The organism is Rhodanobacter sp. C01 (assembly GCF_002001045.1).
Classification (GTDB): domain Bacteria; phylum Pseudomonadota; class Gammaproteobacteria; order Xanthomonadales; family Rhodanobacteraceae; genus Rhodanobacter.
This window is the reverse complement of record NZ_MUNR01000014.1, coordinates 641,852-666,975: the sequence shown is the minus strand read 5'-3', so window position 1 is coordinate 666,975 and position 25,124 is coordinate 641,852. Positions and strand designations below refer to the sequence as shown.

Genomic DNA, 25,124 nt, shown 5'->3' with positions numbered 1-25,124 from the left:
TGCCCGAAAAAATCCACCGGAGCCGCTGCAACAGGCCCGATGCGGCATGCAGGATCGACAAGAGGGGTTACCTGATTCCCAGCCTTGGTCGTACGAACCTGGGCCGAACACCAAACGGAGAAGTGTCATGAAGCCATGGGCCATTGCCCTGTGTCTGCTGGCGGCAGGTAGCAGCGTGCATGCGAAGACGACGGTCTGGCAACCTGTCGCCGGACACACGCAAATACCGATATGGCCCGGCGCAGCGCCCAATCTGCAGCCGGTACCAGGGCCTGAAACGCAAACGCATAATCCGGACAAGCTGATCGGAGGCCTGCCGATGACGGCAGTGACCAACGTGACCCAGCCGACGATGACGGTTTATGCGCCTCAAGGGAAGAACACCGGAGCCGCTGTCGTGGTGATCCCAGGAGGCGGATTCCAGATCCTCGCCATCGACCTCGAAGGCACCGATGTCTGCGACTGGCTGACTTCCAGGGGCATCACCTGCGTGCTGTTGAAGTACCGCGTGCCGAGCGTGCCGTATGTCTGGCAATCCGATTCCCGTCCGCACAATCTTTCCCTCTCGGTGCCATCGCTGCAGGATGTCCAGCGGACGATGCGGCTGGTGCGCGCTCATGCAACGCAATGGCACATCGATCCGCACAAGGTAGGCGTGCTCGGGTTCTCGGCAGGTGGATTCCTGGTAGCGGAAATCAGCACGAATTTCGAGCGCCGTCTGTATCCACCCGTGGACGATGCCGACAAGGGAAGCAGCCGCCCGGATTTTGCCATGCCCCTCTATCCGGGCCACCTCGCCACCGAAGATGGCAAGTTGAATCCCAATGTGCCGGTCTCCGGCAAGACGCCACCCACGTTTCTGGTGCAGGCAGAAGACGACTACGTGGATGGTGTGGAGCAGTCGCTGGTCTACTACACCGCGCTGGCGAAAGCGCACGTGCCGGTGGAGATGCATCTGTATGCACATGGCGGCCATGCGTTCGGACTGCGGCCAACATCGGATCCGATCACGCACTGGCCTGCCCTGGCCGAGGCATGGCTGAGCACCATCGGCATGATTCCCGTTGCGGGGCGATAAGCATCGAAGCGGGCCGGCGTCTGTTTCAACATCGTGCTGGCCCCGTCACGCACGATGAACGGCACGGACGCCGCCCGAGCCGTTCATCACTTCCATCCCGCGTGGCATTGCGGCGTGCCGGCGTGCCAGCCACGCGTTGTCATTGCCCATGCGCGAATCTTAGTCAAGCGATCATCGTCCAATACCCGTGCTCAAGCCCCTTGCAAATAGCTAACAGGACGTGAACGTGACCCTGCTTTTGCACAATTAAGTGAACCTGACCCGCGTTTTACGCGCCGTTTGAGGGGTACGCTGACCCTCCGCCTGACTGAACCGGAGTCCCCCATGGCCCTGTGGAAAGAACCCGTCAAGACCTCCGCCTCCGAAACGCCCGAAGCCATGGACCTGGCGCGCCCCGCCATCCCGGAGATCAAGCCCGAAGTGCAAACATCTGTGCAACCCGCATTCCGTTCCACGCCCGCGCCGGGCAAGCCCAAAGCCGAATCGCTGATCGCGCCCGACATCACCATCGAGGGCAAGATCGAAGGCGCAGGTCATGTGCGCATCGCCGGCAGCTTCAAGGGCGACGTCAACGTGCTTGGCGACCTCGGCATCGAGCCAGGTGCCAAAGTGACCGGCAGCGTGCGCGCCGAAAAGGTCACCATCGCAGGCGAACTGATCGGCAATATCGAATCAGCGGCGCATGTGGAATTGCAGCAAAGCGGCGCACTGACTGGCGACCTGAAGGCAGGATCGCTCAGCGTGGCAGCCGGTTCGCGCATGCGCGGCCACGCCGAGTTCGGCTGGGACGACGCGAAGGACGGCAACAGCGCGCACAAGACCCATGGGAACAACGGCACAGTTTCGTGACCACCGCATACCCGGGCACGGCCGGAGCAACACGCACCTGTCCGCACTGCAGGGAGACCATCCTGGAAAGTGCCGCCGTGTGCCCATCCTGTCGACACAAGCTGCGATTCAGTGAACCCACCAGCGCGAGCGCAGCGCCCGCGTCCGCGTCTGTACCACTGCGCGTGGAAGGAAGCTTTCGCAACCCCGTCGATAGCGAGGCGTGGGAGTACTCGATGGTGCTGACCATCCGCAACGAACGGGGCGAGGAGATCGCGCGCAAACTGGTTGGCGTCGGTGCCATGCAACCTGGCGAACAACGCACCTTCACTCTGAGCGTCGAGATGAACCCCTCCAGCGCGGGCAGCAAGCGTACGCGGCATTGATACCGCATCGCACTTTTTGAAGCTGCGTCGCGTGGATTTCGGATTACCCATGCGGCATGGCTTTGGGCGAGCCCCCGTTCAGTTTGTCGAGCGTCTCCAGGGGAAGTGCGGAAGCCACAGCCCGATAACCTGCATCATTGGGGTGCAGGTGGTCACCGCTGTCGTAAGCCGGGAGCAGCCGTGCGGGATGGGATGGGTCGCGCAGAATATGGTCGAAATCGAGCACGGCGTCGAATTCGCCACCCTGGCGTATCCACGTGTTGACCTGCCGGCGGATGACATCCTTCGCAGGCGTCGAATAGCCGGGAATGGCCGCGTTTTCGAACGGGGGAATCGTGGTACCGATAATGCCCATGCCATGTTGGTGGGCTAGTCTGACAAGCTGCCGATAGCCGGCGATCAGGTCATGGGCATCCACGGATTCGCCTGACGGCACCAACCCGTGCAAGAAACCGAGGTCATTGCTGCCGATACGCACAATGACGAGCTTTGCGCCTGCCTGATCGAGCACGTCACGGGAGAAACGCGCGAGCCCTGCCTCACCCAGCGCCGTACCGAACGTGCCGCCGCCCGGACTGCCATGCAAAAGGCGATTGCCGATAAGTCCCGCGTTGAGTACCGCCACATTCCGGCCGGTTTGCTGCAGGCGCGCGGCCAAGACATCCGGCCAGCGTCGGTTGGCATCGGCCGTGGAACCGTCCCCGTCCACGGTGGAGTCACCGAAGGCGACCACGGCGAAGGCGCCCGGCGTAGCCACCACGTCCACGCCGGTGAGGAACGGCCACATATCGATGCGCCGAGCGACCGGAAATTTTGCGGCCGCCGTGGCGTCGCCTGGCCGCGATACGTAGCTGATCTGCTGAGCGAGAATGTGGACAGTCGAGGCGGCGACGCCCTTGGGCAAATACAGACTCACGGACAGGTCTGCCAGTGCGGGAATTTCCATCCGCGCGGGATCACTCAGCACCGTCGCATGCGCCGGTATCACGACGGATGTGCGTCCGCCAAAAGTTAGCACGAGATCGTGAGCCGGATCGATATCCGCACCGCTCGTGCGACGGGCGATGTGTGCAGCCCCGATCGTCAGCGGCGCGTCGCCATAGAGGTTCGACAGGCGAATGCGAACCTGCGACCCACCTGCGCTGGCATGCACGATCAGGCGCAGGCTTTGGTCCTGGTAATGATCTAGTGAACCTGGCAATGGCGGTTGCGGGACAGCGACCCAGGTGCTTATCCAGCCTGCCCCAGGGAGGGAGGCATCGGCGCTAGCGACGCCCACCGTCGGGCCGACCACGAGCAGCACCAGTGCAAGTCGCTTTAATGCACGCAACACGCGGCCATAAAAAGTTTCTCCAGCTTGTCTCATTGGCAGCAACTCCGTCAGTCGGATCATCCGTTTTCTCCCAGGCACTGGGTGAAGGCATTCGGGCTCACAGGGCACCTGCAGGCATCGTCCGGATATCGATGTCTGTGCGCATATATCAGATAAATCATGCGGTCCATTGCATGATCCGGTGGGTTATCGCCAGCCATGGCGACGGCGCGGCAAGCATCAGGTATTGCGCAGTCGCCTGGCTGGCGATCATGCACGGCAGCCCGTAGCGATAGACCACGTGGACATGTCGAGCGACCAGCAGGTCGCGTACTACACCCAGCAGAACCAACAGGTCCACACAGGCGTAAAAGGCATTCTCAGGCACCACGTTTTCGGGGAATCGAGCGAACGCCGCACCAGTCAGGCAGCAGGTGGCAATCAGCATCAGGCGTCGGTGAAACTCAAGTCGCCGGCGCCAGTAGAGGGCAAGGCCGAACGCGATCGAGAACGTCACCATGTCGTTGAAGGGAAGGCTCAACCCCGCATTGCCCGCACCATCCTGCGAACCATGCCAGTGCTGCATGACCACGGCGGTCGTTATGCCGAGAAAAGGAAGCAGTCCACCGAGCATGGCGCCGAACATGCCCAGGCTTCGATGCAAAGTGACCCTCGATGTCCGCACCAGGGCGGACTGCGTGATGAACAGCGCGACCCAACCGGAAAAGACGATCGCATGGAAGTGCAGGATCAAGGGCCGCGGCCTGTCGGGATGAAGGAGGTTCGTCCCGATCGTATGGCTAAAGCCGAAGATCACCACGACAGCGACAAGCAGAGACATACCCAAATAAAAGAAGCGACCCAAGAACTTTCGAAAGTGGCCCGCTGTGTCAGCGTTGTAATGCAATGCGTCCACAGGCACCGTTGCGACGGCCCTTTCCCGAACGCTGACGGGTTGCTGGTTACCTGAAGCATGGCCGCCGCTTTCACGCATGATGTAATCTCCGACGAGAGGATGCTGTTGCCTCGACAATGCCGGGGATGGGCTGCGGAAGTCCTGAAACCGTCCTGATTTTCTGCTGAAAAACTCTGAAAACTCCTCAAGTTCAGCCATAGTCGACCGCCGCCGTATGGATCAACCTCGAAATACCATTTTCCGCGTTGGCACATGGTTGATCGATCCGGCATCCGGCCAGATCAGTCGCGACGACGAGGTGGTCCGGCTGGACACCCGTGCGATGCGGTTACTTCAGTGTCTGGCCAGACATGCCGGTGCCGTCGTGAGCATCGATGAGCTGCTCGATCAGGTCTGGTCTGGCGTCATCGTCACCCCGGACTCGGTATATCAGGCGGTGGCGTCGCTGCGTCGCTCGCTGGGAGACGATCCCAAGCAGCCGATTTATATCGCCACGGTGCCGCGACTGGGCTACCGCATGGTGGCCGAGGTTGTCGAAAGTTGGCCTGGCGGCGGCAATTCTCCGACCATGTCGGCATTGCCGCTGGCTGAAATGGAAGACCGCGCCGACGCATCGACTCATCCTGTCGTGCGGAGACGGCATCGAACCTTGCTGGCTATGGGTGGCCTGGCGACGCTGACCCTGATACTGGTGCTCTATCTGGTCGTGAATCCGTTCGGTGCCAGTCCGTTCGCTCCTGCCGCCGAAAAGTGTGTTGGCGTGCTGCCCTTTCGCGATATGACCGACGCGATGGACGAGGAGCCTTTTGCCGACGGCATGACGGAACAGCTGATCGATGCGTTCAGCAAGATCCCCGGCACCCACGTGCCTTCGCTGACCTCCTCGCTTTATTTCAAGGGCAAGCAGACGACGATCGCCGAAGTCTCCAAGAAACTCGGAGTCGCCTATGTGCTCGAAGGTAGTGTGCGCAAATCCGGCAACACCCTGCGCATCACTGCGCAACTGATACGCGCCGACGATGGCTATGTCGTGTGGTCGAACTCCTATGACCGCCCCACTACGGATCTCCTGCAGGTCCAGAGCGACATCGCGACCAAGGTGATGCACGCCCTCGAAGCATCGCTGAAGCATCCTTATAGCGTCGGAGACGCCTGAGCGCGCATGACACCTGAAGGTCATGGAAATTGGTATGGCCGCAGCACGTCATGTGACGTCTTGATTGAATCCCGGCATGCGGAATACTGACAGCCATCCGTGAACCCTGTCTGCAAGGGGCCCTGACCCCGGCCGGGTTGGATGGGCTTGGGGTTTTCTCGTCTTGCTACATCACCGGCGCAGGCGTTCCGTCAGACCACTTGCCGGCCGGAACCATGAATACTTTTATCTTCTCGGGAACCTGAAATTGCGGGTTCAGCATGATCGGAGAACCAGGCAGGTCGGCACCCCAATCCGCTTCAAGTGGCATGTAGAACATCAGGTGAGGCATCCAGTGCCCCGCGCCATCATTCAAGTAGGCCTGCTTTGACATCATGTAGCACATCGCGCCGGGTTCCAGAGGCGGCAACTGCTTCCTGGCGAATGCAGTCTTGATGCCTTCCATGATCTGACTGCTCGATTGCCCGGCGAGTGCCAGCTCGGTCCGCTTGTAGGTTATCGGCAGGATCGATCGTGCCGCCTGCGGATTGAAGCATGTGGGACCACGCAATTTGGGATTCCAGAATTCCGGGAAATCGAACTGCGCCGACCAGGACCGGTCGACCATGCATACAAAGCCGTTCTTGCCCTGGACCGCCGTGACATAACCATGCGGCCCGAGCACCATGATCGTGGCCTCCCCGGAAATTGCCTTGGGCGCCGCGCTTCGCGCCATAGCGATTTCAGCATCGCGGTCCCCCATCAGGTATTGCGACAGGGGCGCCATGCTTGGATAGGCATGTTGTGGATTTTGAGCTGCCGAACATTCGGCAACAGCTGTAGCTAAAAGCATGCTTAGCATCACGCCAATCTTTAAGCGGCCGGCATCTTGCTTCATCTCACTCTCCCCGTCTGATCGCGATGGCTTTACGAAGATCTGACTCTTTCCGGATCGAACCCCGATGGCGCTCAGGCCAAAGCACCAGTGAGCCAACCTCTTCCACGACGAACGAGATAGAGGGAAATCGACATTCGATCAGGACCGCGAGACCGATCAAGGCGGGTCAGAGTCCTGACTTGCCGCCGACTCAGGCAAACAGCGCCTTGGCGCCCGTAACGGCGATCTGCAGGCCCACGCAGAAAATGAAGAAGGCGATCAAGCGGTTGAAAATCCGCTCGCCCTGAGATCCCAGGTAGCGTTCGATGCGTTGGGTGTTGAGAAAGAACACGTACACCAGCACGCACATCACCACGATCGCCAGCATGATCGCCCCCATGTTGAACAGCATCTGGCGCAAATCGGTGTCCGCGCCATGCGCGCTCAGGGTCAGCAGCACCGAGATCGTCCCTGCACCCGTCGTCAGTGGAAAAGTCAGCGGGTAAAACAGCTGATCATCGATGCTGCGTGGTTTCACACCATCCACGTCGCTGCTGCTGTCCGCACTCGAATCCTTGTCGGACGAAAGGAATTCCCAACCCATCTTGCAGATCATGATGCCGCCAGCCAGCTGCACCACGGGAATCGACAGCCCGAACAGCTTCAGGATCCACTGTCCCGCAATCAGCGTCACGGTGCAGACGCAAAACGCATACAGCGTGATCGCGCGCACCGCGCGTTTTTTGCCAGGCCGATCCAGGCGCGCGAAGTAAGGCATCACCACGAAGGCGGTACCGATCGGATTGACCACCGGAAACAGCGCCACCACGCCGATGAAAAGCAAATGGATGAAAGTGTGCAGCTCGGATGTCATGTTCAGCGCCCCTGCTCCAGATGACCCGCTCAAGTATGCTGGAAGGAAACCAGTATCGTCTGCTGGCGCAGATGATGACTTCTTTAGTCCCAGATATTCTCCCGCGCAACCGCGGTTGCAAAATCCCTGCGAACATTCCCATAGTGGCGAACCGCAGCCATCAAGGGTTGCTGATGCCCCCAAGAGGACCCTCTGCACATGAAAAATGCCGCCCTGGCCTCGGCGCTGGTTTCGCTCGCCTGCCTCCTCCCAGTCGCCTCGCTCGCGACACCCGCTCCAGGCTCCGCCGCCTCGAAGGTCACGCCCGACATGATCCAGACCGCGTCGGACATTCCGGCCAACTGGAAGCAACCGCAGGGCAACTTCGACTACGTCAAGCGCGAGGTCATGATCCCGATGCGCGACGGCGTGAAGCTGCACACCGTGCTGCTGATCCCGAAGAATGCGCAGAGCCTGCCGATGCTGCTCGAGCGCACGCCTTACAACACCGACACCTTCATGCCTGACAACAGCCCGCACATGGCCGACGCAGTATGGTCGGGCGACAAGGACTGGGCCGACGGCAGCACCATCCTGGTCTGGCAGGACGTCCGCGGCAAATACGGTTCGGAAGGCCAGTACATCATGACGCGCCCGCCGATGGGGCCGCTCAACCCGACCCAGACCGACGACACCACCGATGCCTGGGACACCATCGACTGGCTGGTGAAGAACATCAAGGAATCGAACGGCAACGTCGGCATGATCGGTTCGTCCTACGACGGCTGGACGGTCGCCATGGCCCTGCTCCACCCGCACCCCGCGCTGAAGGTCGCGGCGCCGGAAAGCCCGATGATCGACGGCTGGATGGGTGACGACTGGTACCACTACGGCGCCCTGCGCCAGGTGAACCTCGACTACTTCAGCGGCCAGACGAGCAAGAAGGGTGAAGGCGAGGGCATCCCGCGCGAGAACTACGACGACTACACCAACTTCCTCGACGCAGGTTCGGCCGGCGCCTATGCCGAGGCCAACGGCTTCAGGCAGCTGCCCTGGTGGAACCGCTTCTCGGCACACCCCGCCTACGACGCCTTCTGGCAGCTCCAGGCGCTGGACAAGCTGCTCGTCGCGCATACCTCCGACGTGCCCACGATGTGGCTGCAAGGCCTGTGGGATCAGGAAGACATCTACGGCGCCGTGCATGCCTGGGAAGCGCTCAAGAAGGCCGGACACGGCGCCAACAATCACCTCGTGATGGGCCCCTGGTGGCACAGCCAGATCAACCGTGACGGCTGGAACATGGGACCGCTCAAGTGGCCGGGCAACACCACCGCGCAATTTCGCCAGAACGTGATGATCCCGTGGTTCAACCACTACCTGCGCGGCACGCCGCTGCCCAAGCCGCTGCCCGAGGCGATGATCTACAACCCGGTCGAGCAGCACTGGGACGGCTTCGCCGACTGGAAGGTGGCAAGCAAGCAGCAGCTCACCCCGCTCTACCTGCAGGCCGATATGGGCCTCGGCTTCGAGCAGCCGAACGGCGGCGGCGACAGCTACGTCGCCGACCCGGCCAAGCCCGTGCCCTACCTGCCACGCCCGATCCCGACCCAGAACGAGGACCGCTGGCGCACCTGGCTGGTCAACGACCAGCGCTTCGTGGTGGACCGGGCCGACGTGCTGACCTACACCACGCCGGTGCTAAGCAAAAGCGTGCGGCTCGAAGGCGCACCGATCGCCGACCTCTTCGCCAGCACCACCGGCACGGACGGCGACTTCGTGGTCAAGCTGATCGACGTCTATCCCGGCACCGATCCGACCGACCCCACCATGGGCGGCTACGAGCTGCCGGTCTCGCTCGACATCTTCCGCGGGCGCTATCGCAAGAGCTTCGCCGACCCATCGCCGATCCCGGCGAACCAGGTGCAGGAATACAAGTTCCGCCTGCCCACGGTGAACTACGAGTTCAAGCCCGGCCACCGGATCATGGTGCAGATCCAGTCGAGCCTGTTCCCGCTCTACGACCGCAACCCGCAGACCTGGGTGCCCAACATCCTGTTCGCCAAACCGTCTGACTACAAAAAGGCGACGGTGACGATCGAGCATGGTGCTGAAGGGCGCAGCGCGGTGCTGCTGCCTGTAGTGGCGGTCGCGACCGGGGACGACTGATGACGATGTTCGGGGCAATGTATCGGCTGTGGCGCGATATGTGTGGCGACGACATCGTGGCCAGCAAGCAGCCACAGATCGCTGCCTGATCCGCGGCATCAGTTCCAGTACGAAGGCAGCCAGGGCTGCCTTCGTCATTCGAGCCGGCTCAGGATTACGCGCAAGGCAACGCAACAACACCATTGCGGCCCTTGGCCTTGGCTTCGTAGAGCGCACGGTCAGCAACCACGATCAGGGATTCCGGTGGCTGTCGCGGATCCGGGCGTGCAGCGCTGACGCCGATGCTAACCGTGACATGGTCTGCCACGATCGACGCGGGATGGTTGAGGGCCAGGGCGTCGATGCGACGACAAAGATCCAGGCCAAGCCGTTTCGCGTCGGCCAGGTTGCAGCCCGGCAGCAACAGCACAAACTCCTCGCCGCCGTAGCGCGAGACATGTGCCTGCGTACCCTGGACGATCTCGGCACACAAGCGCGCCAATACACGCAGGCATTCGTCGCCGAACACATGGCCGCAGGCATCGTTGAGCGCCTTGAAGCAATCGACATCGATCAGCAGCAATGCGAGAAACCCTCCCTCCTTCGCATGCCGCTGCCACTCCTCGGCAAGTCGCTGGTCGAAGCTGCGACGATTGGCAATGCCGGTGAGACCGTCGCTCATCGATAGCTGCTCCAGCTTGCGGTTGGCCAGCTCCAGTTCGCGAACCACGCGCGCGAGGTGGACGGCGCCGGCGATCTGCAGCGCGACGGCATCGAACATCGCACACACTTCTGGCGTGAAGAAATCCGCGGAGGTGCTTTCGAGATTGAGCACACCATGCAGATGCGCGCGATGCCGGATCGGCACCAGGTACTCGGATTTCACCCGGCAATTGCCGGGCACGTAATCCGCATCCGCTTCCACGTCGACGATCAACTGAGGCTCACCGCTGCGCACGCAACGGCCGGAAGCACCGATCGTCACCGGCCATGGCAATTCACCGGGCAGGTCAAGCTCGATGCCCGACCAGACCTCCTGCACGAAATGCGTGCCCTCGTCGTTGAGCAGGATGATGCTGGCAATGGCCACCGGCAGCCTCCGTGCCACACAATCGACTATCCGCTGCAGCATCGCCTCGAGCGTATCGCCCTGCAACGCCTCCATCGACACCTGCGCGAGGATCTCGGTGATCATCGCGCGCCGGTCCGACGCATCACGCTCACTCCAGAGAGAGTGCTGCTCCTGCGCATACTCGTCACTTGCCGTGGAATGCGTCATGCCTGCCAGTCGACCTGGGCGTTCGGCCGAGTCTACGACGGGTCGCGGGGCCAAGGGGTCAAAAGGGCAGCCGGTCAGGGGCCGCCGCGCCGTTCTTCGTGTCAGCCACAGGAAACCAGCCCGTAAAGGAGCCCCTTCACCACTCCCTTTGGCTCGGACGACGGCGTGCTAATGAGGCGCGTGGGCAGTGACGAACTGTATCCAGTAAATCCAGATCAGCACGAATACCGGGCCGAGCACCGCCAGCAGTTTGATGGCCCACTCAGGCGTGGCGGAGTTCTTTTGCCGCGAGCCAAACACACCAAGCTGCTGAAGCTCCCGCACCCTGCGTGCACCATCGGCCAGCATGATCCAGAGGGCATTGGCGACAGCCAGCAGCAACAGGCTGCCATACCAGCAAGTCACATAAGGGTTGTGGTCCTGCGGACGAAAAAAGCTGAATACCGACGGCACACCGCCGAACAGCACACCCCAGCCCATGACCAGCCATGGCACATCCGAAAGCAGGTACAACCGTCCAAACAGACCCAGCGCCTCGCTCTGCTTGATCTCGTCAAGGCCACTTGCAGCAAGGATTCGACGACGGCCGATCACATAGTTGATCAGCGAAAAACCGATGGCAATCGCCCAGAAATAGCGATTGAAGAACGGAAACGGCTCCACAGCTGACTCTCCTTGTTGACTAACCGGACTCCTGGCTGACCGCCCCGGCAAAGCCTAGCGTCAATCGAGGTCGGCGTGCAGCAACCAAGAGGCCAGCTCGTTTCGAGCCTGCTGCCTGACTGACAAGGTTGGAAACAGGCCCTGCCCTTTGCATTTCGGAATCCATATCCCGGATATCACACGCGACTAACGGTCGAAGGTGCAGCCTGACTGCCCCGTTGGTAAAAGTCGGGCTCTCTGGCAGTTCTTGATCCGTGATTGAGGTCTTCGCCGTGAACACTCAAGACGTATCCCGCACCCAATCGTTATGGCATGTCCGCGCATGGCCGGGTTTCATCGCCCATATCGTCCATCGACAGGCGAAGGAACCATCGGGCCAAATACCTGTGCGCATGACAAAACGGCAAATGCTGCTCGCAGCGCAGGAACTCAAGCGGCGAGAACAGCGTGAACTCATCCTGGGGCAACTGCGCTACATCAAGCCGAGAAGCCGCGGCAACTCGTGAGACGCGTTGAGCCGAGTTACCCAAAGCCTGGGGTAATGCGGCTCGTCGTGATCGACGAACAGGCTGTGCCTCATAAGGCTGTGCCTCATATCATCGCGCTATCGTGCGTGGCTTTGCTCGTGGCCGGCAAGACGCAACGGTGAGAAAGGGGGCAGAGCGAGACGGAACCCTGACCCGATTACGGTGATGCCAGCTCTCACAGCAGGCCATCATTGAACAGGCAATGGCGGGATTGCCAGGCTATGTTCGCTGTCACCGGTGGCTCCCGTGAGCATGCTCGGTGGCAGATGCCCGACATCGCCGACACTGATGACCTTGAAGCTGCCGTTGGCCTCGATGCGGATCTTGGTGATGCTGGCATTGCCCACCGACATTTCCAGCCATGCCTTGGTATCCACGCCCAGCGCGCGCGTGACCAGGTAGCGGATGACATCCCCGTGGCATACGAACAGTTCGGTGCGTTCGTGCCCCGTGGCAGGTTTGAAATAGTGGGTGAATACCCGGTCGAGCTGGGCCGTGCAGGCCACCAGGTCCTTCGGCTTTTCGTGGGCCATGATGTCAGCGCGCCGGGTGGGCGGCGTGCATTCGGCGAGATCGTTGACCACCTCGAAATGACGCCCGGGAAAATCGCCGGCGATGATCGCCGCCGTGTCGCGCGCACGTTGCACCGGGCTCACATACATCGCGTCAAAACGCGTCGGCAGGCCGGCCAGACGTGCGCCCACCAGTTGCGCTTGGGCCACGCCGATCGGCGCCAGGTGTGGTCCGGGTTGGTCACCCAAAGCCGGATCCGGCACGTAGTAGCCGTGCCGCACCAGCACGATGGTTCGCGCCGCAGGTGCCTGTGTATCGGCACTGCAGGCAGGGGCGATCAGAAGCAGGCAGCACAGGGGCAGCAGCAATCGGTTCATGGCTACAGTATCGCGCAACAGCGGCAACCGGGCTTCTCACGGATACCGGCTCTGCGCGAGATCGCCCTGAAGGTAGCTCCACGTCTAGAATCGTGGCAGATGGTCAAACCAGAACACATCTCGGGGCATGGGCCACGTGGCGAAGATCTGCATATACGGTGCCGGCTCCATTGGTTGTCACATCGGCGGCCGATTGCTGGCGGCAGGCAGCGAGGTTCGATTCGTCGGGCGCGCGGGCATGGGTACCGTGTTGCGCCAGCATGGCCTGGAGCTTACGACTTATCGCAATGAACGCTGGTCGGTGCTGCCGCAGCGGGTGGACTTCCACGAGCATGCCGATGCTGTTGCCACCGCCGACCTGGTACTCGTGACGGTGAAGTCCGCCGCCACGCCGATCGCCGCAGCGGAAATGGCGCAGGCGCTCAAGCCAGGTGCCATCGTGATCAGCTTCCAGAATGGCATGGGCAATGCCGATGCGCTTCGCACAGCCCTGCCGCAGCACGTGGTGCTGGCGGGCATGGTGCCGTTCAACGTCGTCATGCGCGGGCCGGGCGCTTTTCATCAAGGCTCGGCAGGACAGCTGGAGGTACAGGCAGCTGCCGAGTTGCAACCCTTTCTCGCTGACTTCGGCAACGCAGGCTTGCCCTTGATCCAGCATGCCGACATGCTGCCGGTGCAGTGGGCGAAGCTGCTGTTCAATCTCAACAACGCCATCAATGCACTGTCGAACATGCCGCTGAAAGAGCAGCTCTCCCAGCGGGCCTATCGGCGTTGCCTTGCCCTGGCGCAAGCCGAGGCACTCGCCCTGCTTCGGGAGTCGGACGTGCATCCGGCAAAGCTGACGCCATTGCCGGCTGTCTGGATACCTCGTCTGCTGCGCGTTCCCGATTTCCTGTTCGAGCGACTGGGCAAACGGATGCTTGCCATCGACCCGCTGGCACGCTCGTCCATGTCGGACGATCTGGCCGCTGGACGTGCGACCGAAGTCGACTGGATCAATGGCGAAGTGTTGCGCCTGGCCGACAGGCTCGGGCGGCATGCGCCGGTGAATGCACGGCTGTGTGCGCTGGTGCATGCGGCCGAACAAAGTGTCGAACGCCCCTCGTGGCCCGCAGACGCCCTGCTGAAGGAAATCGAATCGGTACAGCGTCGCTCGCAGTAGAGAGCAGTCCCTTTACGCCCGTTTGGGAATTGATATTCCGGTTGCCGGGCGCAGTGACCTTCGACCATCAACGGCCAAGCAACGTCGCGACCGGCGTTGCTTGGCTGCCTCCTTCGCTACTACGCTGCACTCGCCTTGCGCAGCGGCGCCACGTTGGATGCTTCGCTCTTCCCTGCAAGATCCGGCTCGGCGGAAATGAAGCTGGGCCGCGTCTGCATCACCGCCTGCGCACGCTGCACGTTGGGATATTTGGCCAGCAGCGCCGGGCCTTCCGGCATCTTCGACAATGTGTACAGCAAGGGCGCCGCGAGGTAGTCGGCGATGCATGGCGCGTTGCCCACCAGGAAGTCGCGCTTGCCGTAGCCCGCGTCGAGCGTGGCCAGCACGCGATCGATATCGGGAAGCGCGGCGTCGATGATCGTGCGGTTCAGTTGGCCGCCCTCTCCTGACGGAAACATGTATTGCAATGCGCAGCGCCTGACGATGGCGTCATACCCATAGTCGTCCATCGCGCTGTACCACTGTTCGGCGCGGGCGCGGGAAGTGACGCCACTCGCGGGCATCAGGCTCGGTCCGTCGAAGGCTTCGTCGATGTAACGCAGGATGGCCCGCGTTTCGTAGAACTGCAGCGGGCCGTCGTACATCGCGGGAATGCGACCGAACGGATGGATGGCGTCGATGTCGGGCTTGTGCGGCGCCACCGGCTTCAACGTGTACGCCACGCCCTTCTCCGCCAGCGCGATGCGCACAGCGCGGATGTAGGGGCTGATCGGGCTGCCCACCACCACCACGTTGCCTGCCGTGCCATCGGGATCGATGTAATCCACCAGCCGATTGAAGACCGAGGTCCAACCCTGGTTGTGGTCGTCGCGCACCGCTGCATCGGGGAATCCGGTATGGCGCATGTGGAGTTGCGTGCCGCTGTCCTTCTCGGTCAGCGTGATTTCGATCAGCGTGGTACGCGCCGCCACATCGCCTTCGCCATCCCATGTCCAGGTGTAGGCGAGGAACGAGGGGCGCTCGATCACCTGATAGATGCCGCTCGTTCCGTGCACGGTGCCATCCCTTGTCACCATGGTGATGCGATAGCGGCCGCCGACACGCGCGTCGGCACTGACTTCGCCAACATGGAGACCGCGCGGGCAATGCCAGGCGGCCATGGCGGCCTCGTCGGTGAAGGCCTCGAAGACCTTCTCGCGCGGTGCGCGGATAAAGCGGGTCATTTCCAGTTCGAAGGTTGCGGCTTGGGTGCTCATGGCTTTTTCCTCGGTGCACGCGGTGCGCCTCTGGCGGATTTCCTTGCCTCGGCGCGATGGGTTCGCTCAACAAATTCGACCAGTCGATCCAGGTTGCCTTCCCAATGGCGGCGATACGCCTCCAGCCAATCGTGCGCATCGTGCATGGGTTTGGCCCGGAGACGGCAAATACGCCAGCGAGCATCCACTTCCCGTGCGATCAACCCCGCGCCTTCCAGCACCCGCAGGTGCTTGGAGATGGCTGGTGCGGACATGTCGAACGGTTCACCCAACTCCCCTACCGTGGCCTCGCCCCTGGCCAGGCGAGTCAGGATGGCGCGTCGCGTGGGATCGGCCAGCGCAGCGAAGGTGATTGACAGCAGATCGTCGGTATTTGCCATGCACTCAATTAACCACATGGTTAATCGATAGTCAAGCATCTCCGCATCGCGACGTGGTGAAGGCACGTTGTTCTTCGTAATTTCCATGACCGAACTGATGGCTGCGACCAGACCCTCGGCCGCCGCGCCCGGAGAGTGTCACTGCGGCCCTTGCTTTCGCTACGACTCCCTCCAACTTGTAGCGATGTTCAACAAAATCAGAAACTGGCGCGTGCAGCGCACCGTCGCCCGACACCCGATCGCCGAACCACTCTGGCAAGACGCGTTGCAGCGCTGTCCCGCGGCGCGTCGGCTGGGCGCTTCCGACCAGGCCACGTTGCGCGTGCTGGCTACGCTGTTCCTGGAAAGCAAGTCGCTAGAGCCAACCAAGGGGTTGCAGCTGGACGACGCCGACCGCGTTCTGCTCGCGGCCCATGCCTGCCTGCCCATCCTGAAACTGGGCATGGATTGGTACGACGGTTGGCACAGCATCATCGTGTATCCGGATGCATTCGTTCCACAGCGCCAAAAAATCGATGCGGCGGGGGTGGTGCACCAGACCCATACCGTGATGGCCGGCGAGGCATGGGGGCGTGGGCCGGTCATCCTGTCGTGGACGGAGGTGCTGAATGGCGGCAAGAAACCGGGGCACAACGTGGTCATTCACGAGATGGCGCACAAGCTCGATATGCTCAACGGTGATGCCAACGGTTTTCCGCCATTGCACCGGCGCATGGATCGCCGCGTGTGGTCACGGGTCTTCTCGAGTGCGTGGGATCGCCTGCAGGATGAGCGACGCAACGGGGCGGAGTTGCCGATCGACCCGTATGCTCTCGAAAGCCCGGCCGAGTTCTTTGCGGTGGTCAGCGAGCAATTTTTCGAGGCGCCGGCAAACTTGCGCCAGCATTTGCCGGACGTCTATCGGCAACTCGAGCAGTTTTACCGGCAACACCCGTTCTGAGCACTCGTGTTCAGGAATGAATATCTACAACCGCAAGAGGGCCAGAGACAATTGATTCGATTCAATTTCCTTCGTTCCCACATGTCCACCCTTGATCGACAATCACCAAGTTTTCGGCCGACGCGGGAAATGCAGCGGGTTTTTCGCGCCATCCGCAGCCCCGGCTCACACTGATTTACAATCGAACCACATCTTTCCTATACCAAATCCCTGTCTCCATTTATTGCAAGGATTAGCCATGCGAATCGTCCGACTTCTGCTGGCAATCTTGACCCTGCTCTGTTTCACCGTCCCTGGTTATACGGCTTCAGTCCAGGGACAGGACTACACCCTGCTCTCACCGCCCCAGCCCACCGAGCCGGGCAAGAAGGTGGAGGTCATTGAATTCTTCGCCTACTACTGCCCGCACTGCTATGCGCTCGACCGTCCCCTGACGGAATGGGCCAAGGCGAACGCCAACAGGATCGTGTTCAAGCGCGTGCACGTCTCCTCCAACGGCGAGCCGATGCCGCAGCAGCGCCTCTATTACACGCTCGACGCCATGGGTAAAGCCGAGGAATACCAATCCAAGGTGTTCTATGCCATGCACGTGCAGCACGTGCACCTGAACACCGATGCCGACGTGATCGACTTCATGGTCAAATCCGGCATGGATCGCAACAAATTTACCCAGATCTACAACTCGTTCCCGGTGCAGACCAAGGTGCAACACTCGCTCCAGATGATGTCGAGCTACCAGATCAGTTCCTGGCCAACAATCGTAGTCGACGGCAAATATGTCACCTCGCCTACCCAGGCCGGCTCGCGCATGCCGGTGCACGAGGAAGATGCCGCGATCCCGTTGATGCTCAAGGTCCTGGACGACCTGGTCGACCAACAGGCCAAGACACGTCATTGATCAGAGCCAAAAGGGGCCAGCTCAACCCGCCCCCTTTCGGCTCAGTTTCCCCACTCCGGATAAACAGCAAGTGCGTCCATGTAGTTATGGATGACATCGGTGTGTGCGTCTTCCTGCCAGCCGCCTGGCGCCGCGTTCTTGATGAGGTCGCGTGGGCGCCCTTGTTCATCGATGGCGTATTCCGTGAAGTTCAGCGCTTCGCGCGCTTCCCTGGCAAGTGAAGCAGACTGTGTCGCCTTGGCATACATGGCGAGCACGGCACCATAGGTCGAATTGATGCCGCCCCAGGCATCGTGGTCTTCGTCCTGCTCGTGACACACCGTCACTCCGAATTCCCCGTGGGTGAAATCCCTGCGCACGAATTCAATCAGGGTTGACGCGTCTGCGCGCCATTCCGGATCGATCGCATCGCGTTTTTCCAGCAGGTAACGCGCCAGATTCAGCGGCGCCCAGGCATTGCGGTTGGTCGGTGTGTCGTGATCTTCAAAAAACTGTACGAAGCGCGCGCCATCCGTTTTGGCGCTGGGAATTTGCTGCGTCTTGATCCACTGCCAAAGTGCGGTGCGGGACGGCTTGAATTCCGTGTAGCCGCGTGCAAGCAGCGCATCGTAGAGGCGCAGGACATACGTCATGTCGCTGGAGATGGGGCCGCGCGGGGCGCCGGTGCGATGGTCGGCACGGAAGGGCCACGGCGAATGCGTGGCGTCACCGACTTGCTGATTGGTCATCAGCACGCGGGCGTTGTGCAGTGCCTGTGCGAAGTACTTTGGATCCTTCGTGGCATCGGAGAGCAGCACCAGGGCGTAGCCGGAAATGCCGCCCTTGTCCGGTTCGATTTCGTAGGGATGATCGGACTGCGATCCACTGTTCGTCGGCTGGGGGAACTGGTCACGGCGCCCCGTCGAATGCGGGAAGCGCGGGTATTTCCCGGAGTCGGGCGTAAGACTTTTCTTGAGCAGGTAATCGCCCATCAAGCGAGCGGTCGCCAGAGTCCTCGGATTCTGCTTGCCGCTGAATTCGTAGTACTTCAAGTACGAAATGATGCCCATGCCATTCTGCGTGGCCGGAATCGTATCGTTGCGCTCGGTCGGCTTCCAGTCGCCATCGAGAAACGTGGTCGTGACAAAAACCGGATAGCCATGAACGCTGGGCGCACTTTCGTAAAAGCGCATTTCGCGGTCGAGAGCTGTGCGCCATGAAATCCAGGGAAGCAGGCGACCATCAGCATCACGTTTTGCGATGTGCCCGGCCATGACCTCCGGCTTTGCTGCGTGGCCGTATGCGCCCGGGGCAAATACTGCGAAGGCAGCAAGGACAAGTGGGAGCCCACTGCGAAAACATTTCATGGGTCGATCCGTCGTTCTCTTGATTGGTGGGTCGGGCGTGAGCGGTGCAGACAGGGCACGAGGTCACGTGCGCTTTCTCGTGACGGTTGACATGTCGCGTCGGCGTGGTCAGTCGCCATCCGGAATTCAGGCCCCTACTGTAAGCACAAACGCGACCAGATTGATCGCCGGGTTCAAGCGCGAAGCGGTTCGTCTGATGCAGACATCGGGCAAACCTGCTGCCATGGTGGCTGGTGGGCCCGGTATTTCACTCACGCAGGAGCTGACACATCACGCGTGTTTCAAGACACGCGATGAGATCCAGAGCAAAGTGTTCGACTACATCGGGGTGTTCCAAAACCGGCAACATCTGTACAGCTCTCCTGGCACTTGCTCGCAAGTGGCCTTCGAGCGTCTAAACTGCGTTGCCTGATTCCACTGTCCAGGAATGGCAGCTAGCTCACTTCGTACCAGTTTCCGATCCGGGGAACCCTGAACGAAAGAACCTGTCTACTGGGGTTGGCCGCAACACGCGCTGACGGTATGCGCAGGTTTCGTGTGGGTACTTGGCTTGAATGAGGCAGTGTCATCGAACGTCCCGGGCAAGTCCTACATCCAGAGAAGGATCGTGCACGCGGTCTGGCATTACTCGATAGCGAAACACGCGAGACCTTGGGTCAAAGGCGCTGGCAACAGCCGCCGCTGACGCGCCAGGCGCAGGCGCTCGCGCTGGCTTTGGTCCTGGTACTGCACGCGCTGTTCGCGCTGGCGCTGTGGTACGAGATGCAGCTCAAGCCATCGCATCTGGCGGCGGTGCCTGTCGATAGCAATCCGGTGCTCGTCGTGCGTCTGCTGGATCAGACCAGCACGCCGCACGTCGCACAGCCACCTGCGCCACTCACGCTGCCCAAGCTGGTGCCGCCGCAACAGGTCGTGCCACCCGTTCGCCCCGTGACGCACGAGAAGTCACGCCGTGACGCGATGGTCATGCAGGATCATGAAGCGACACCGGCGCCGGCAGCCTCCGTGGCCACGCCGTCTGCCGCCAGTTTGCGGCTGGCACCCGCCACGGAGACCTATGCGGCAACAAGCGCCAAGGCCACACCGGCCAAGCCCGCGGACGATCGTCAGATCATGCAGCACGACAGCAACCGGATGCAGTACAAGGCCACCCGCTTCGAAAAATATTTCCCGCCGCCGAACGAGACGGCCGGCGGTGCGGTGGGTCGCCATATAGGCGATGCGCTCAAGGCGATGGCCAAAAGCATGTGCGATCCCACCAAGAAAAGTACGTTGTCCAACCCGCTGTGCAGCGCGCCTCCCATACCGCCGTCGCCCAAGGACCGCGACGAGCGCCTCAACCTGCCACCGGCGCCGCTGGCCGACGATCCGAATCCGGCCAAGCCGCCGTCACTATCGAGCTGCATCGCCGAGTACAAGGCAGACAAGCCGCTGTCGGACGGCTGCCCGATCAACACGCCCGATCTCGCCTTCAAAGCCGAGATGCGCGAATGCATCGACCTGTTCCGTGCAGGCAAGCGCCTCAAGACATGGTGTCCGGTCGATACGCCCCAGCGCGCAGCGGCCGAGTCGTCGGCGCCAGCGGCTTCCTCAAGTGCGGGTTTGCACTGAGCCCGGTCGAAACCTGACCCGGTTGGATCTCCCCGTTCTTCTAGCCCGGCAGCCTATTGTCAGAAATCGTCGCCGACACGTCTTGTTCAGTCTCTGTATGCCGATGCCCATGCATTGTTGATGGGCCATCCTGCTCGTGTTTGCAGGGTCATGCCGGGTCCGTGGCATCCCAAAGACTCGAGGCTCGTCAATGATGATTTGTAAACTTGCGATCGCTGCCCTGTTCGTCGCGGGTGTGGCTCTTTCCGGCCCGGTGCTGGCCCAGCAAGCTCAGTCCAACCCGGCTACCGCCACCGCGCCGGCCACGGCGTCGTATGCCAGCCCCAAGCACGCCAACAAAGCGGCCAGCAAGGAGACCAGGGAGGCCGCGAAGGAAGCCGCCAAGGCCAACAAGCAAAAAGCCAAGGCGGCAAAAGCGGCAAGAGCAAAAGCGACATCCAGGGCCGCCAGCAAAGCGGCCGACAAGGCGACCAGGGAAGCGGCCAAGGCCAACAAGCAAAAAGCAAAAGCGGCACGGGCAACAACGACCTCCAAGGCCGCTGACAAGGCGGCCAGCAAGGCAGCCAAGGAAACCACAAAGGCCCAGCAGCAGTCCGCCAAGCAGGCCCGTGAGGCGGCCAAGGAAACCGCCAAGGCCAACAAGCAAGCAAGCAAAGCGGCCAGAGCAAAAACGACTTCACCAAGCCACAAGAAGTCGCACAAGAGTGCGACAGCTGCCAGCGCCCCGGCTCCTGCCAGCGCTCCAGTCAGTGCGCCGGCTTCCAGCAGCTCTGCAGGCGGCGTGAAGTCATCGCAGTAGCCCATCCGTTGTCAGAAATCGACCCAGGCACCTTTCCTCATTTGGTCAGCTCGTCGAACAGCTACCAGTGAACCTGATCACTGCCTTGTTGCGGCAGCCTTGCATAGCCGTTCGAGAAAGCCACTGCCGTGCTGCGCGGCGCTTTCGTCCGAAGGCGCAAACTCGGTGATCGTCAGACCGACCAGATCGGCGGCAACGCTACGCACCAAGGCAAGTCCGACATCGAACGGCAGCCTGCCATCGGGATAGGCCACGTGCGGAAATTCGACAGGATCGAGCGCGTCCAGATCGAAATGAACGTGGATGGGCCCGGAAACGACCCGTTCGGCGATGCGTTGTCCGGGTTCCAGCCACCTCAGGTCATGGGCTCGCTGGAACGCCCAATCGCCCTCATCGCCAACATGTGCCGAGACATAACGGAATTGTGTCGGTGGCAGCGGTGTCGAAAGCAACGCCTGCAGTTCGACCGGAGCGGAACCCAGGATCGCGGCCACCGGCATGCCGTGGAAATTGCCGCTGGGCGTCGTGTTCACCGTGTTCGCGTCGAGATGCGCGTCCACCCAGATCACGGTCAGGTCCGGATATCGTCGATGCAGGTAGTCGATGACGGCAATATCGCAGGCGCAATCCCCGCCAGCGGTCAGGATGCGCCTGGGCTGCCTCGCATCGAGGATCGCCTGGGCCGAACGGAACTGCTCGGCGATCGCTGTCCAGCGCCGGATACCGCCGCTGGCCTCACCCTCGCCAGCCTCCGGGACACACTCGAGTGGCCCGAAGTTGCTGCAGACATCGGCTGCGGCCTGCGCACCCCGACGCAGGTTTTCCGGGCGTCCTGAGCCTTGCCACTGCGAATAGGACAGCACCAGATCGAATGGATGATCGACAGCCTGCACGATTTCGCTCCTAAGGAACGTCGGATCAGCAAATCAAAGCGGAGCCCGTTCCATCTATTTTCCAGCCGCCTCGGCCTCCGCCGCCTTCTGCGCGAGTTCCTTGATCTTGAGAACACGCAACTGTTCGGACTTCTTGAGTCCTTCGCGAGCCTCCTTGATCACTTCGTGGGCCAGATTCTGGCTGGTGTGATGCCGCTTCGCGTCGATGGCGACACCCAGCCGTTGCTGGGCTGCCTTGATCGCTTTGTCGACGCGGTAAAGCGGCGCGTGCGGGTTCGCGGTCAGAGGTGGAGCGTAGCTTTTCGTCATGGCATTTCTTCGTGGTCAGGACGGCACGATAGCCCGGTTGACCCCGCGCTGCTCGTGCATCGTCGTTACCCGCCTGAATAAATGCGGGTCGAAAACCGGGTACCAGAGTGCACTTTCTCAAATAACCCACTCTGACCCCGGCTTTCACGGTTCGGTCTTGCATCGCCGATGCGACTAGAGATCCGCGCCGCTGAAGGCGAACCAGCGGCCATCGTGGAAGGTGTAGCCGTCGACGAAGTGCACCTCCTTCGGATTGCCCGCCTTGTCCGTCGTCTTGAGGATGGAATGCGCCGTCGCGGAATAGCCGTGAATCACGACGATGGTCTCGAGCTTCGGGACATCGCGCGTGTCGTCGGCGACCTGCGGGACGCGATCGATCACGTCCTGCCGCGAGCGGACGAGGCCGGATCGGCTGGAGGTGTGGTAATCAGGCTCCAGGAGGCACGCCAGATATTCCCGGTGGCCGTGGTATTCCGCGGTCAGCCAAGCCTGCTCGATCCGCTGGATCGTCGAGGCATCGTGTTTCTGGTCAGGCGTGGCAATCCCGGCGCACGCCGCGGCGGACGGGTCGGCGGCGTGGGCGTGGAAGGCGATAGCGCAAAGGATCATGGCGCCGGTGAGTGTGGCGAGGGTGGTCCGGCGAAGCAGGAATGAGCGAAGCATTGTTGTCTCCTAGGTTGAAGGCCATGGGTTGATGGCCGCGATCAGGATTGGGCAGACCCGCCCTAGCCGATAAGTGAACGCCGTCATGCCCGTCGCCCATGACACGCGTCATGGGACAGGACGGCGCCGGGGCGTTAATGTCCGGCCCATGCCCTGGCCGCGCACATCGCTCGATCGCATCCGTCTGCTCGTCCAGGCCGCGTGCGTTCTGATGCTGGCGGCGGCCGGCGGACTGGCCCTCGTGACCCGCCTGCTGCGACCGGAAACCTTCGCTGCCCATCCGCACTGGGACCTCCAGTGGACGGTCGCCTACGGCGTGCTGGTCGCGACCTGTGTCGCGGCCGAGCTGGACAGGAGTCCGGGCCTGACACCGCGCAAGGCCGCCCTGTTCTTCCTCGAGGGCTTCGCCGCGCAATACCTGGTCTGGCTCTACCCGAGCTTCCTGGTGACGAGCATGATCGTCGTGATCGCCTGGCAGGTGGCCTGGATCGCTTCCCTGCGCACGGCGCTGCTGGCGGCAGCCGTCTTGACCGCGGCCCTGGTCGCCCAGAAGTGCGCCGTCGGCGGACAGGGCATGTCGGCGGTGATCCTGGTCTCCAGTTGCGCCTTCCAGCTGTTCGCCATCAGCGCCGCCCACCTTGCCCGCAGCGAGGCCGCGGCGCACGAGCGCCTGGCCCGCGCAAATGCCGAGCTGACCGCTGCCCAAGCCCTGCTGACCGAGAGCGCCCGCATGGGCGAGCGGCTGCGCATTTCGCGCGATCTGCACGACGTGCTGGGCCATCACCTAACCAGCTTGCACGTGCACCTCGATGTGGCCGCGCGGCTGGCAGAGGGCCAGTCGGCGTCCCACCTCGGCCAGGCGCGCGAAATCGCCGGCGAGCTGTTGGCCGAAGTCCGCAAGGTCGTGAGGCAGGTGCGTGTCCAGCCCGTGGATTTGCAGGCGACCCTGCTGGCGTTGGCCGAAGGAGCGACCGACCTCGATGTTCGGCTCGTGCTGCCCGAAGCGCTTGGTGCGCTGGATGCGCCTCGGGCGGATGCCCTTTTGCGATGTGTGCAGGAGCTGATCACCAATACCCGGCGCCACGCAGGCGCACGTCAGCTCAGGATAGAACTCGCGCAGGCTGCCAACGGGGAGGTCCGGCTGACGGCGAAGGACGATGGCGTCGGAGCAGACGCAGAGGTTGCCGAGGGCCAGGGCCTCGCCGGCATGCGCGAACGGTTCGAGGCCCTGGGCGGCTGGCTGGCGGTGTTCAGCCACAGCGGCGAAGGCTTCCAGGTCAGCGGCGCGATTCCACCCGTGGGCGCGCACCCGTGATCCGCGTCTGCATCGCCGATGACCAGGCGCTGATCCGCAGTGGCCTCAAAGCCCTGCTCACCCTGTTCGAAGGCATTGTCGTCTGTACCGAGGCTGCCGACGGCGAGGCTGCGGTCGACGTCGTCGCTGCCGATCGGCCGGACGTCCTGCTACTGGATGTGCGCATGCCGAAGCTGACCGGCGTCGAGGTCGTCGAGACCCTCGCCGCGCGAGGCATCCTCCCACCCACGCTCTTGCTCACGACCTTCGAGGACGATGCGGCCCTGGTGGCCGGCGTGCGTGCTGGTGCGCGCGGCTTCCTGCTCAAGGCCGTCACCGCCGAGACCCTCGTGGAGGCGATCCGCACGGTCGCTGGCGGCGGTGCGTATCTGTTCGCCCCGCTGACGGAGGGCCTGGACGCTGCCCGCACCGGCGCGTGGCGCGATGACGCGTTCGAGACGCCCGACGCGCTCACGCCGCGCGAGCGCGAGGTCCTGAAGCTGATGACCAGCGGCATCTCCAACGGCGAGATCGCCGAAGCGCTGCGTCTCAGCGAAGGCACGGTGCGCAACCACGTCTCCAACATTCTGTCGAAGCTCGGCGTGAGCGACCGCACCCGTGCGGTGCTCCGGGCACTGGAACGAAAGCTCGTCTGATCAGACTCGGCGATACTCGAAGCCATCA

General features: G+C 62.1%; 26 protein-coding genes and 1 pseudogene. 14 read left to right on the top strand and 13 right to left on the bottom strand.

What is annotated here, in order from left to right; all coding sequences use genetic code 11:
• The first annotated feature begins 127 nt into the window (after positions 1–127).
• From B0E50_RS17195 to B0E50_RS17185, 3 genes and pseudogenes are all read left to right on the top strand, one after another.
• Complete coding sequence (locus tag B0E50_RS17195; RefSeq protein ID WP_077442518.1) at positions 128–1,078, top strand: alpha/beta hydrolase; 951 nt, start codon at positions 128–130, stop codon at positions 1,076–1,078.
• Between the two features lie 468 nt (positions 1,079–1,546).
• Positions 1,547–1,927 (top strand): annotated as a pseudogene (locus B0E50_RS17190) (polymer-forming cytoskeletal protein); the annotation flags it as partial.
• Entirely contained in the window at positions 1,924–2,292 is a 369-nt protein-coding gene (locus B0E50_RS17185) for a hypothetical protein (protein ID WP_077442516.1), read from the top strand. The pseudogene B0E50_RS17190 and the gene B0E50_RS17185, both read left to right, overlap by 4 nt.
• 43 nt (positions 2,293–2,335) lie before the next feature.
• Here the strand turns inward: B0E50_RS17185 and B0E50_RS17180 are convergent, their stop codons facing one another.
• A complete protein-coding gene (locus B0E50_RS17180) occupies positions 2,336–3,685 on the bottom strand; it encodes an SGNH/GDSL hydrolase family protein (RefSeq protein WP_139350916.1) in 1,350 nt (449 codons plus the stop codon).
• A gap of 97 nt (positions 3,686–3,782) precedes the next feature.
• On the bottom strand, positions 3,783–4,718 hold the full coding sequence (locus tag B0E50_RS18235; RefSeq protein WP_174575056.1) for a hypothetical protein: 936 nt from the start codon (positions 4,716–4,718) through the stop codon (positions 3,783–3,785).
• Between the two features lie 16 nt (positions 4,719–4,734).
• Between B0E50_RS18235 and B0E50_RS17170 the strand changes: the two genes are divergently transcribed.
• The gene (locus tag B0E50_RS17170) at positions 4,735–5,676 is read left to right on the top strand and encodes a winged helix-turn-helix domain-containing protein (RefSeq protein WP_077442515.1); all 942 of its coding nucleotides are present in this window, start codon (positions 4,735–4,737) and stop codon (positions 5,674–5,676) included.
• A 166-nt stretch (positions 5,677–5,842) separates the two neighbouring features.
• On the opposite strand, the gene B0E50_RS17165 is transcribed toward B0E50_RS17170, so the two are convergent.
• Positions 5,843–6,553, bottom strand: coding sequence for a hypothetical protein (locus B0E50_RS17165; protein ID WP_077442514.1), 711 nt, complete (start codon positions 6,551–6,553; stop codon positions 5,843–5,845).
• A gap of 190 nt (positions 6,554–6,743) precedes the next feature.
• On the bottom strand, positions 6,744–7,406 hold the full coding sequence (locus B0E50_RS17160) for a MarC family protein (RefSeq protein WP_077442513.1): 663 nt from the start codon (positions 7,404–7,406) through the stop codon (positions 6,744–6,746).
• Between the two features lie 198 nt (positions 7,407–7,604).
• Between B0E50_RS17160 and B0E50_RS17155 the strand changes: the two genes are divergently transcribed.
• Positions 7,605–9,551 (top strand): CocE/NonD family hydrolase, encoded by a 1,947-nt coding sequence (locus B0E50_RS17155; RefSeq protein WP_077442512.1) that lies wholly within the window; start codon positions 7,605–7,607, stop codon positions 9,549–9,551.
• Positions 9,552–9,705: 154 nt separating this feature from the next.
• Here the strand turns inward: B0E50_RS17155 and B0E50_RS17150 are convergent, their stop codons facing one another.
• Both B0E50_RS17150 and B0E50_RS17145 read right to left on the bottom strand, forming a co-directional pair.
• Positions 9,706–10,809, bottom strand: a complete 1,104-nt coding sequence (locus tag B0E50_RS17150) for a diguanylate cyclase (RefSeq protein WP_077442511.1) — start codon at positions 10,807–10,809, stop codon at positions 9,706–9,708.
• Between the two features lie 168 nt (positions 10,810–10,977).
• A complete protein-coding gene (locus B0E50_RS17145; RefSeq protein WP_077442510.1) occupies positions 10,978–11,472 on the bottom strand; it encodes a hypothetical protein in 495 nt (164 codons plus the stop codon).
• 272 nt (positions 11,473–11,744) lie between these two features.
• Between B0E50_RS17145 and B0E50_RS18070 the strand changes: the two genes are divergently transcribed.
• Positions 11,745–11,978, top strand: coding sequence for a hypothetical protein (locus tag B0E50_RS18070; RefSeq protein ID WP_217343305.1), 234 nt, complete (start codon positions 11,745–11,747; stop codon positions 11,976–11,978).
• A 209-nt stretch (positions 11,979–12,187) separates the two neighbouring features.
• On the opposite strand, the gene B0E50_RS17140 is transcribed toward B0E50_RS18070, so the two are convergent.
• Positions 12,188–12,889, bottom strand: coding sequence for a histidine phosphatase family protein (locus B0E50_RS17140; protein ID WP_077442509.1), 702 nt, complete (start codon positions 12,887–12,889; stop codon positions 12,188–12,190).
• Between the two features lie 136 nt (positions 12,890–13,025).
• On the opposite strand from B0E50_RS17140, the gene B0E50_RS17135 reads away from it, so the two are divergent.
• A complete protein-coding gene (locus B0E50_RS17135) occupies positions 13,026–14,051 on the top strand; it encodes a 2-dehydropantoate 2-reductase (protein ID WP_077442674.1) in 1,026 nt (341 codons plus the stop codon).
• Between the two features lie 119 nt (positions 14,052–14,170).
• On the opposite strand, the gene B0E50_RS17130 is transcribed toward B0E50_RS17135, so the two are convergent.
• On the bottom strand, positions 14,171–15,307 hold the full coding sequence (locus tag B0E50_RS17130) for an SRPBCC domain-containing protein (protein ID WP_077442508.1): 1,137 nt from the start codon (positions 15,305–15,307) through the stop codon (positions 14,171–14,173).
• Positions 15,304–15,774, bottom strand: coding sequence for a metalloregulator ArsR/SmtB family transcription factor (locus B0E50_RS17125; protein ID WP_254427326.1), 471 nt, complete (start codon positions 15,772–15,774; stop codon positions 15,304–15,306). Before B0E50_RS17125 ends, B0E50_RS17130 begins: the two co-directional genes overlap by 4 nt.
• Before the next feature lie 97 nt (positions 15,775–15,871).
• On the opposite strand from B0E50_RS17125, the gene B0E50_RS17120 reads away from it, so the two are divergent.
• Together B0E50_RS17120 and B0E50_RS17115 are read left to right on the top strand one after the other, a co-directional pair.
• Positions 15,872–16,627 (top strand): M90 family metallopeptidase, encoded by a 756-nt coding sequence (locus B0E50_RS17120; RefSeq protein ID WP_077442506.1) that lies wholly within the window; start codon positions 15,872–15,874, stop codon positions 16,625–16,627.
• A gap of 238 nt (positions 16,628–16,865) precedes the next feature.
• A complete protein-coding gene (locus tag B0E50_RS17115) occupies positions 16,866–17,525 on the top strand; it encodes a thiol:disulfide interchange protein DsbA/DsbL (protein ID WP_077442505.1) in 660 nt (219 codons plus the stop codon).
• Positions 17,526–17,566: 41 nt separating this feature from the next.
• Here B0E50_RS17115 and B0E50_RS17110 read toward each other — a convergent pair whose 3' ends face one another.
• Positions 17,567–18,871 (bottom strand): hypothetical protein, encoded by a 1,305-nt coding sequence (locus B0E50_RS17110; protein ID WP_168170907.1) that lies wholly within the window; start codon positions 18,869–18,871, stop codon positions 17,567–17,569.
• Between B0E50_RS17110 and B0E50_RS18065 the strand changes: the two genes are divergently transcribed.
• The 3 genes from B0E50_RS18065 to B0E50_RS18060 all read left to right on the top strand — a co-directional run bounded on the left by B0E50_RS18065 (position 18,870) and on the right by B0E50_RS18060 (position 21,281).
• Positions 18,870–19,283, top strand: coding sequence for an IS3 family transposase (locus B0E50_RS18065; RefSeq protein ID WP_168170906.1), 414 nt, complete (start codon positions 18,870–18,872; stop codon positions 19,281–19,283). The two genes, B0E50_RS17110 and B0E50_RS18065, sit on opposite strands and share 2 nt — an antisense overlap.
• A gap of 239 nt (positions 19,284–19,522) precedes the next feature.
• Positions 19,523–20,482: a hypothetical protein gene (locus tag B0E50_RS17100; protein ID WP_254427325.1), complete on the top strand. Its 960-nt coding sequence runs from the start codon at positions 19,523–19,525 to the stop codon at positions 20,480–20,482.
• A 190-nt stretch (positions 20,483–20,672) separates the two neighbouring features.
• The gene (locus B0E50_RS18060; RefSeq protein WP_139350912.1) at positions 20,673–21,281 is read left to right on the top strand and encodes a hypothetical protein; all 609 of its coding nucleotides are present in this window, start codon (positions 20,673–20,675) and stop codon (positions 21,279–21,281) included.
• A gap of 77 nt (positions 21,282–21,358) precedes the next feature.
• On the opposite strand, the gene B0E50_RS17090 is transcribed toward B0E50_RS18060, so the two are convergent.
• The 3 genes from B0E50_RS17090 to B0E50_RS17080 form a co-directional block, all read right to left on the bottom strand.
• Entirely contained in the window at positions 21,359–22,174 is an 816-nt protein-coding gene (locus B0E50_RS17090) for an arginase family protein (RefSeq protein ID WP_077442501.1), read from the bottom strand.
• Positions 22,175–22,228: 54 nt separating this feature from the next.
• Positions 22,229–22,483, bottom strand: a complete 255-nt coding sequence (locus B0E50_RS17085; RefSeq protein ID WP_077442500.1) for a hypothetical protein — start codon at positions 22,481–22,483, stop codon at positions 22,229–22,231.
• Between the two features lie 174 nt (positions 22,484–22,657).
• A complete protein-coding gene (locus B0E50_RS17080) occupies positions 22,658–23,146 on the bottom strand; it encodes a hypothetical protein (RefSeq protein ID WP_077442499.1) in 489 nt (162 codons plus the stop codon).
• Positions 23,147–23,294: 148 nt separating this feature from the next.
• On the opposite strand from B0E50_RS17080, the gene B0E50_RS17075 reads away from it, so the two are divergent.
• Together B0E50_RS17075 and B0E50_RS17070 are read left to right on the top strand one after the other, a co-directional pair.
• Positions 23,295–24,461: a histidine kinase gene (locus tag B0E50_RS17075; RefSeq protein ID WP_077442498.1), complete on the top strand. Its 1,167-nt coding sequence runs from the start codon at positions 23,295–23,297 to the stop codon at positions 24,459–24,461.
• Positions 24,458–25,096 carry a response regulator transcription factor gene (locus B0E50_RS17070; protein WP_077442497.1) on the top strand — a complete coding sequence of 213 codons (639 nt, stop codon included), beginning with the start codon at positions 24,458–24,460 and terminating at the stop codon, positions 25,094–25,096. Before B0E50_RS17075 ends, B0E50_RS17070 begins: the two co-directional genes overlap by 4 nt.
• The last annotated feature ends 28 nt before the right edge of the window (positions 25,097–25,124 follow it).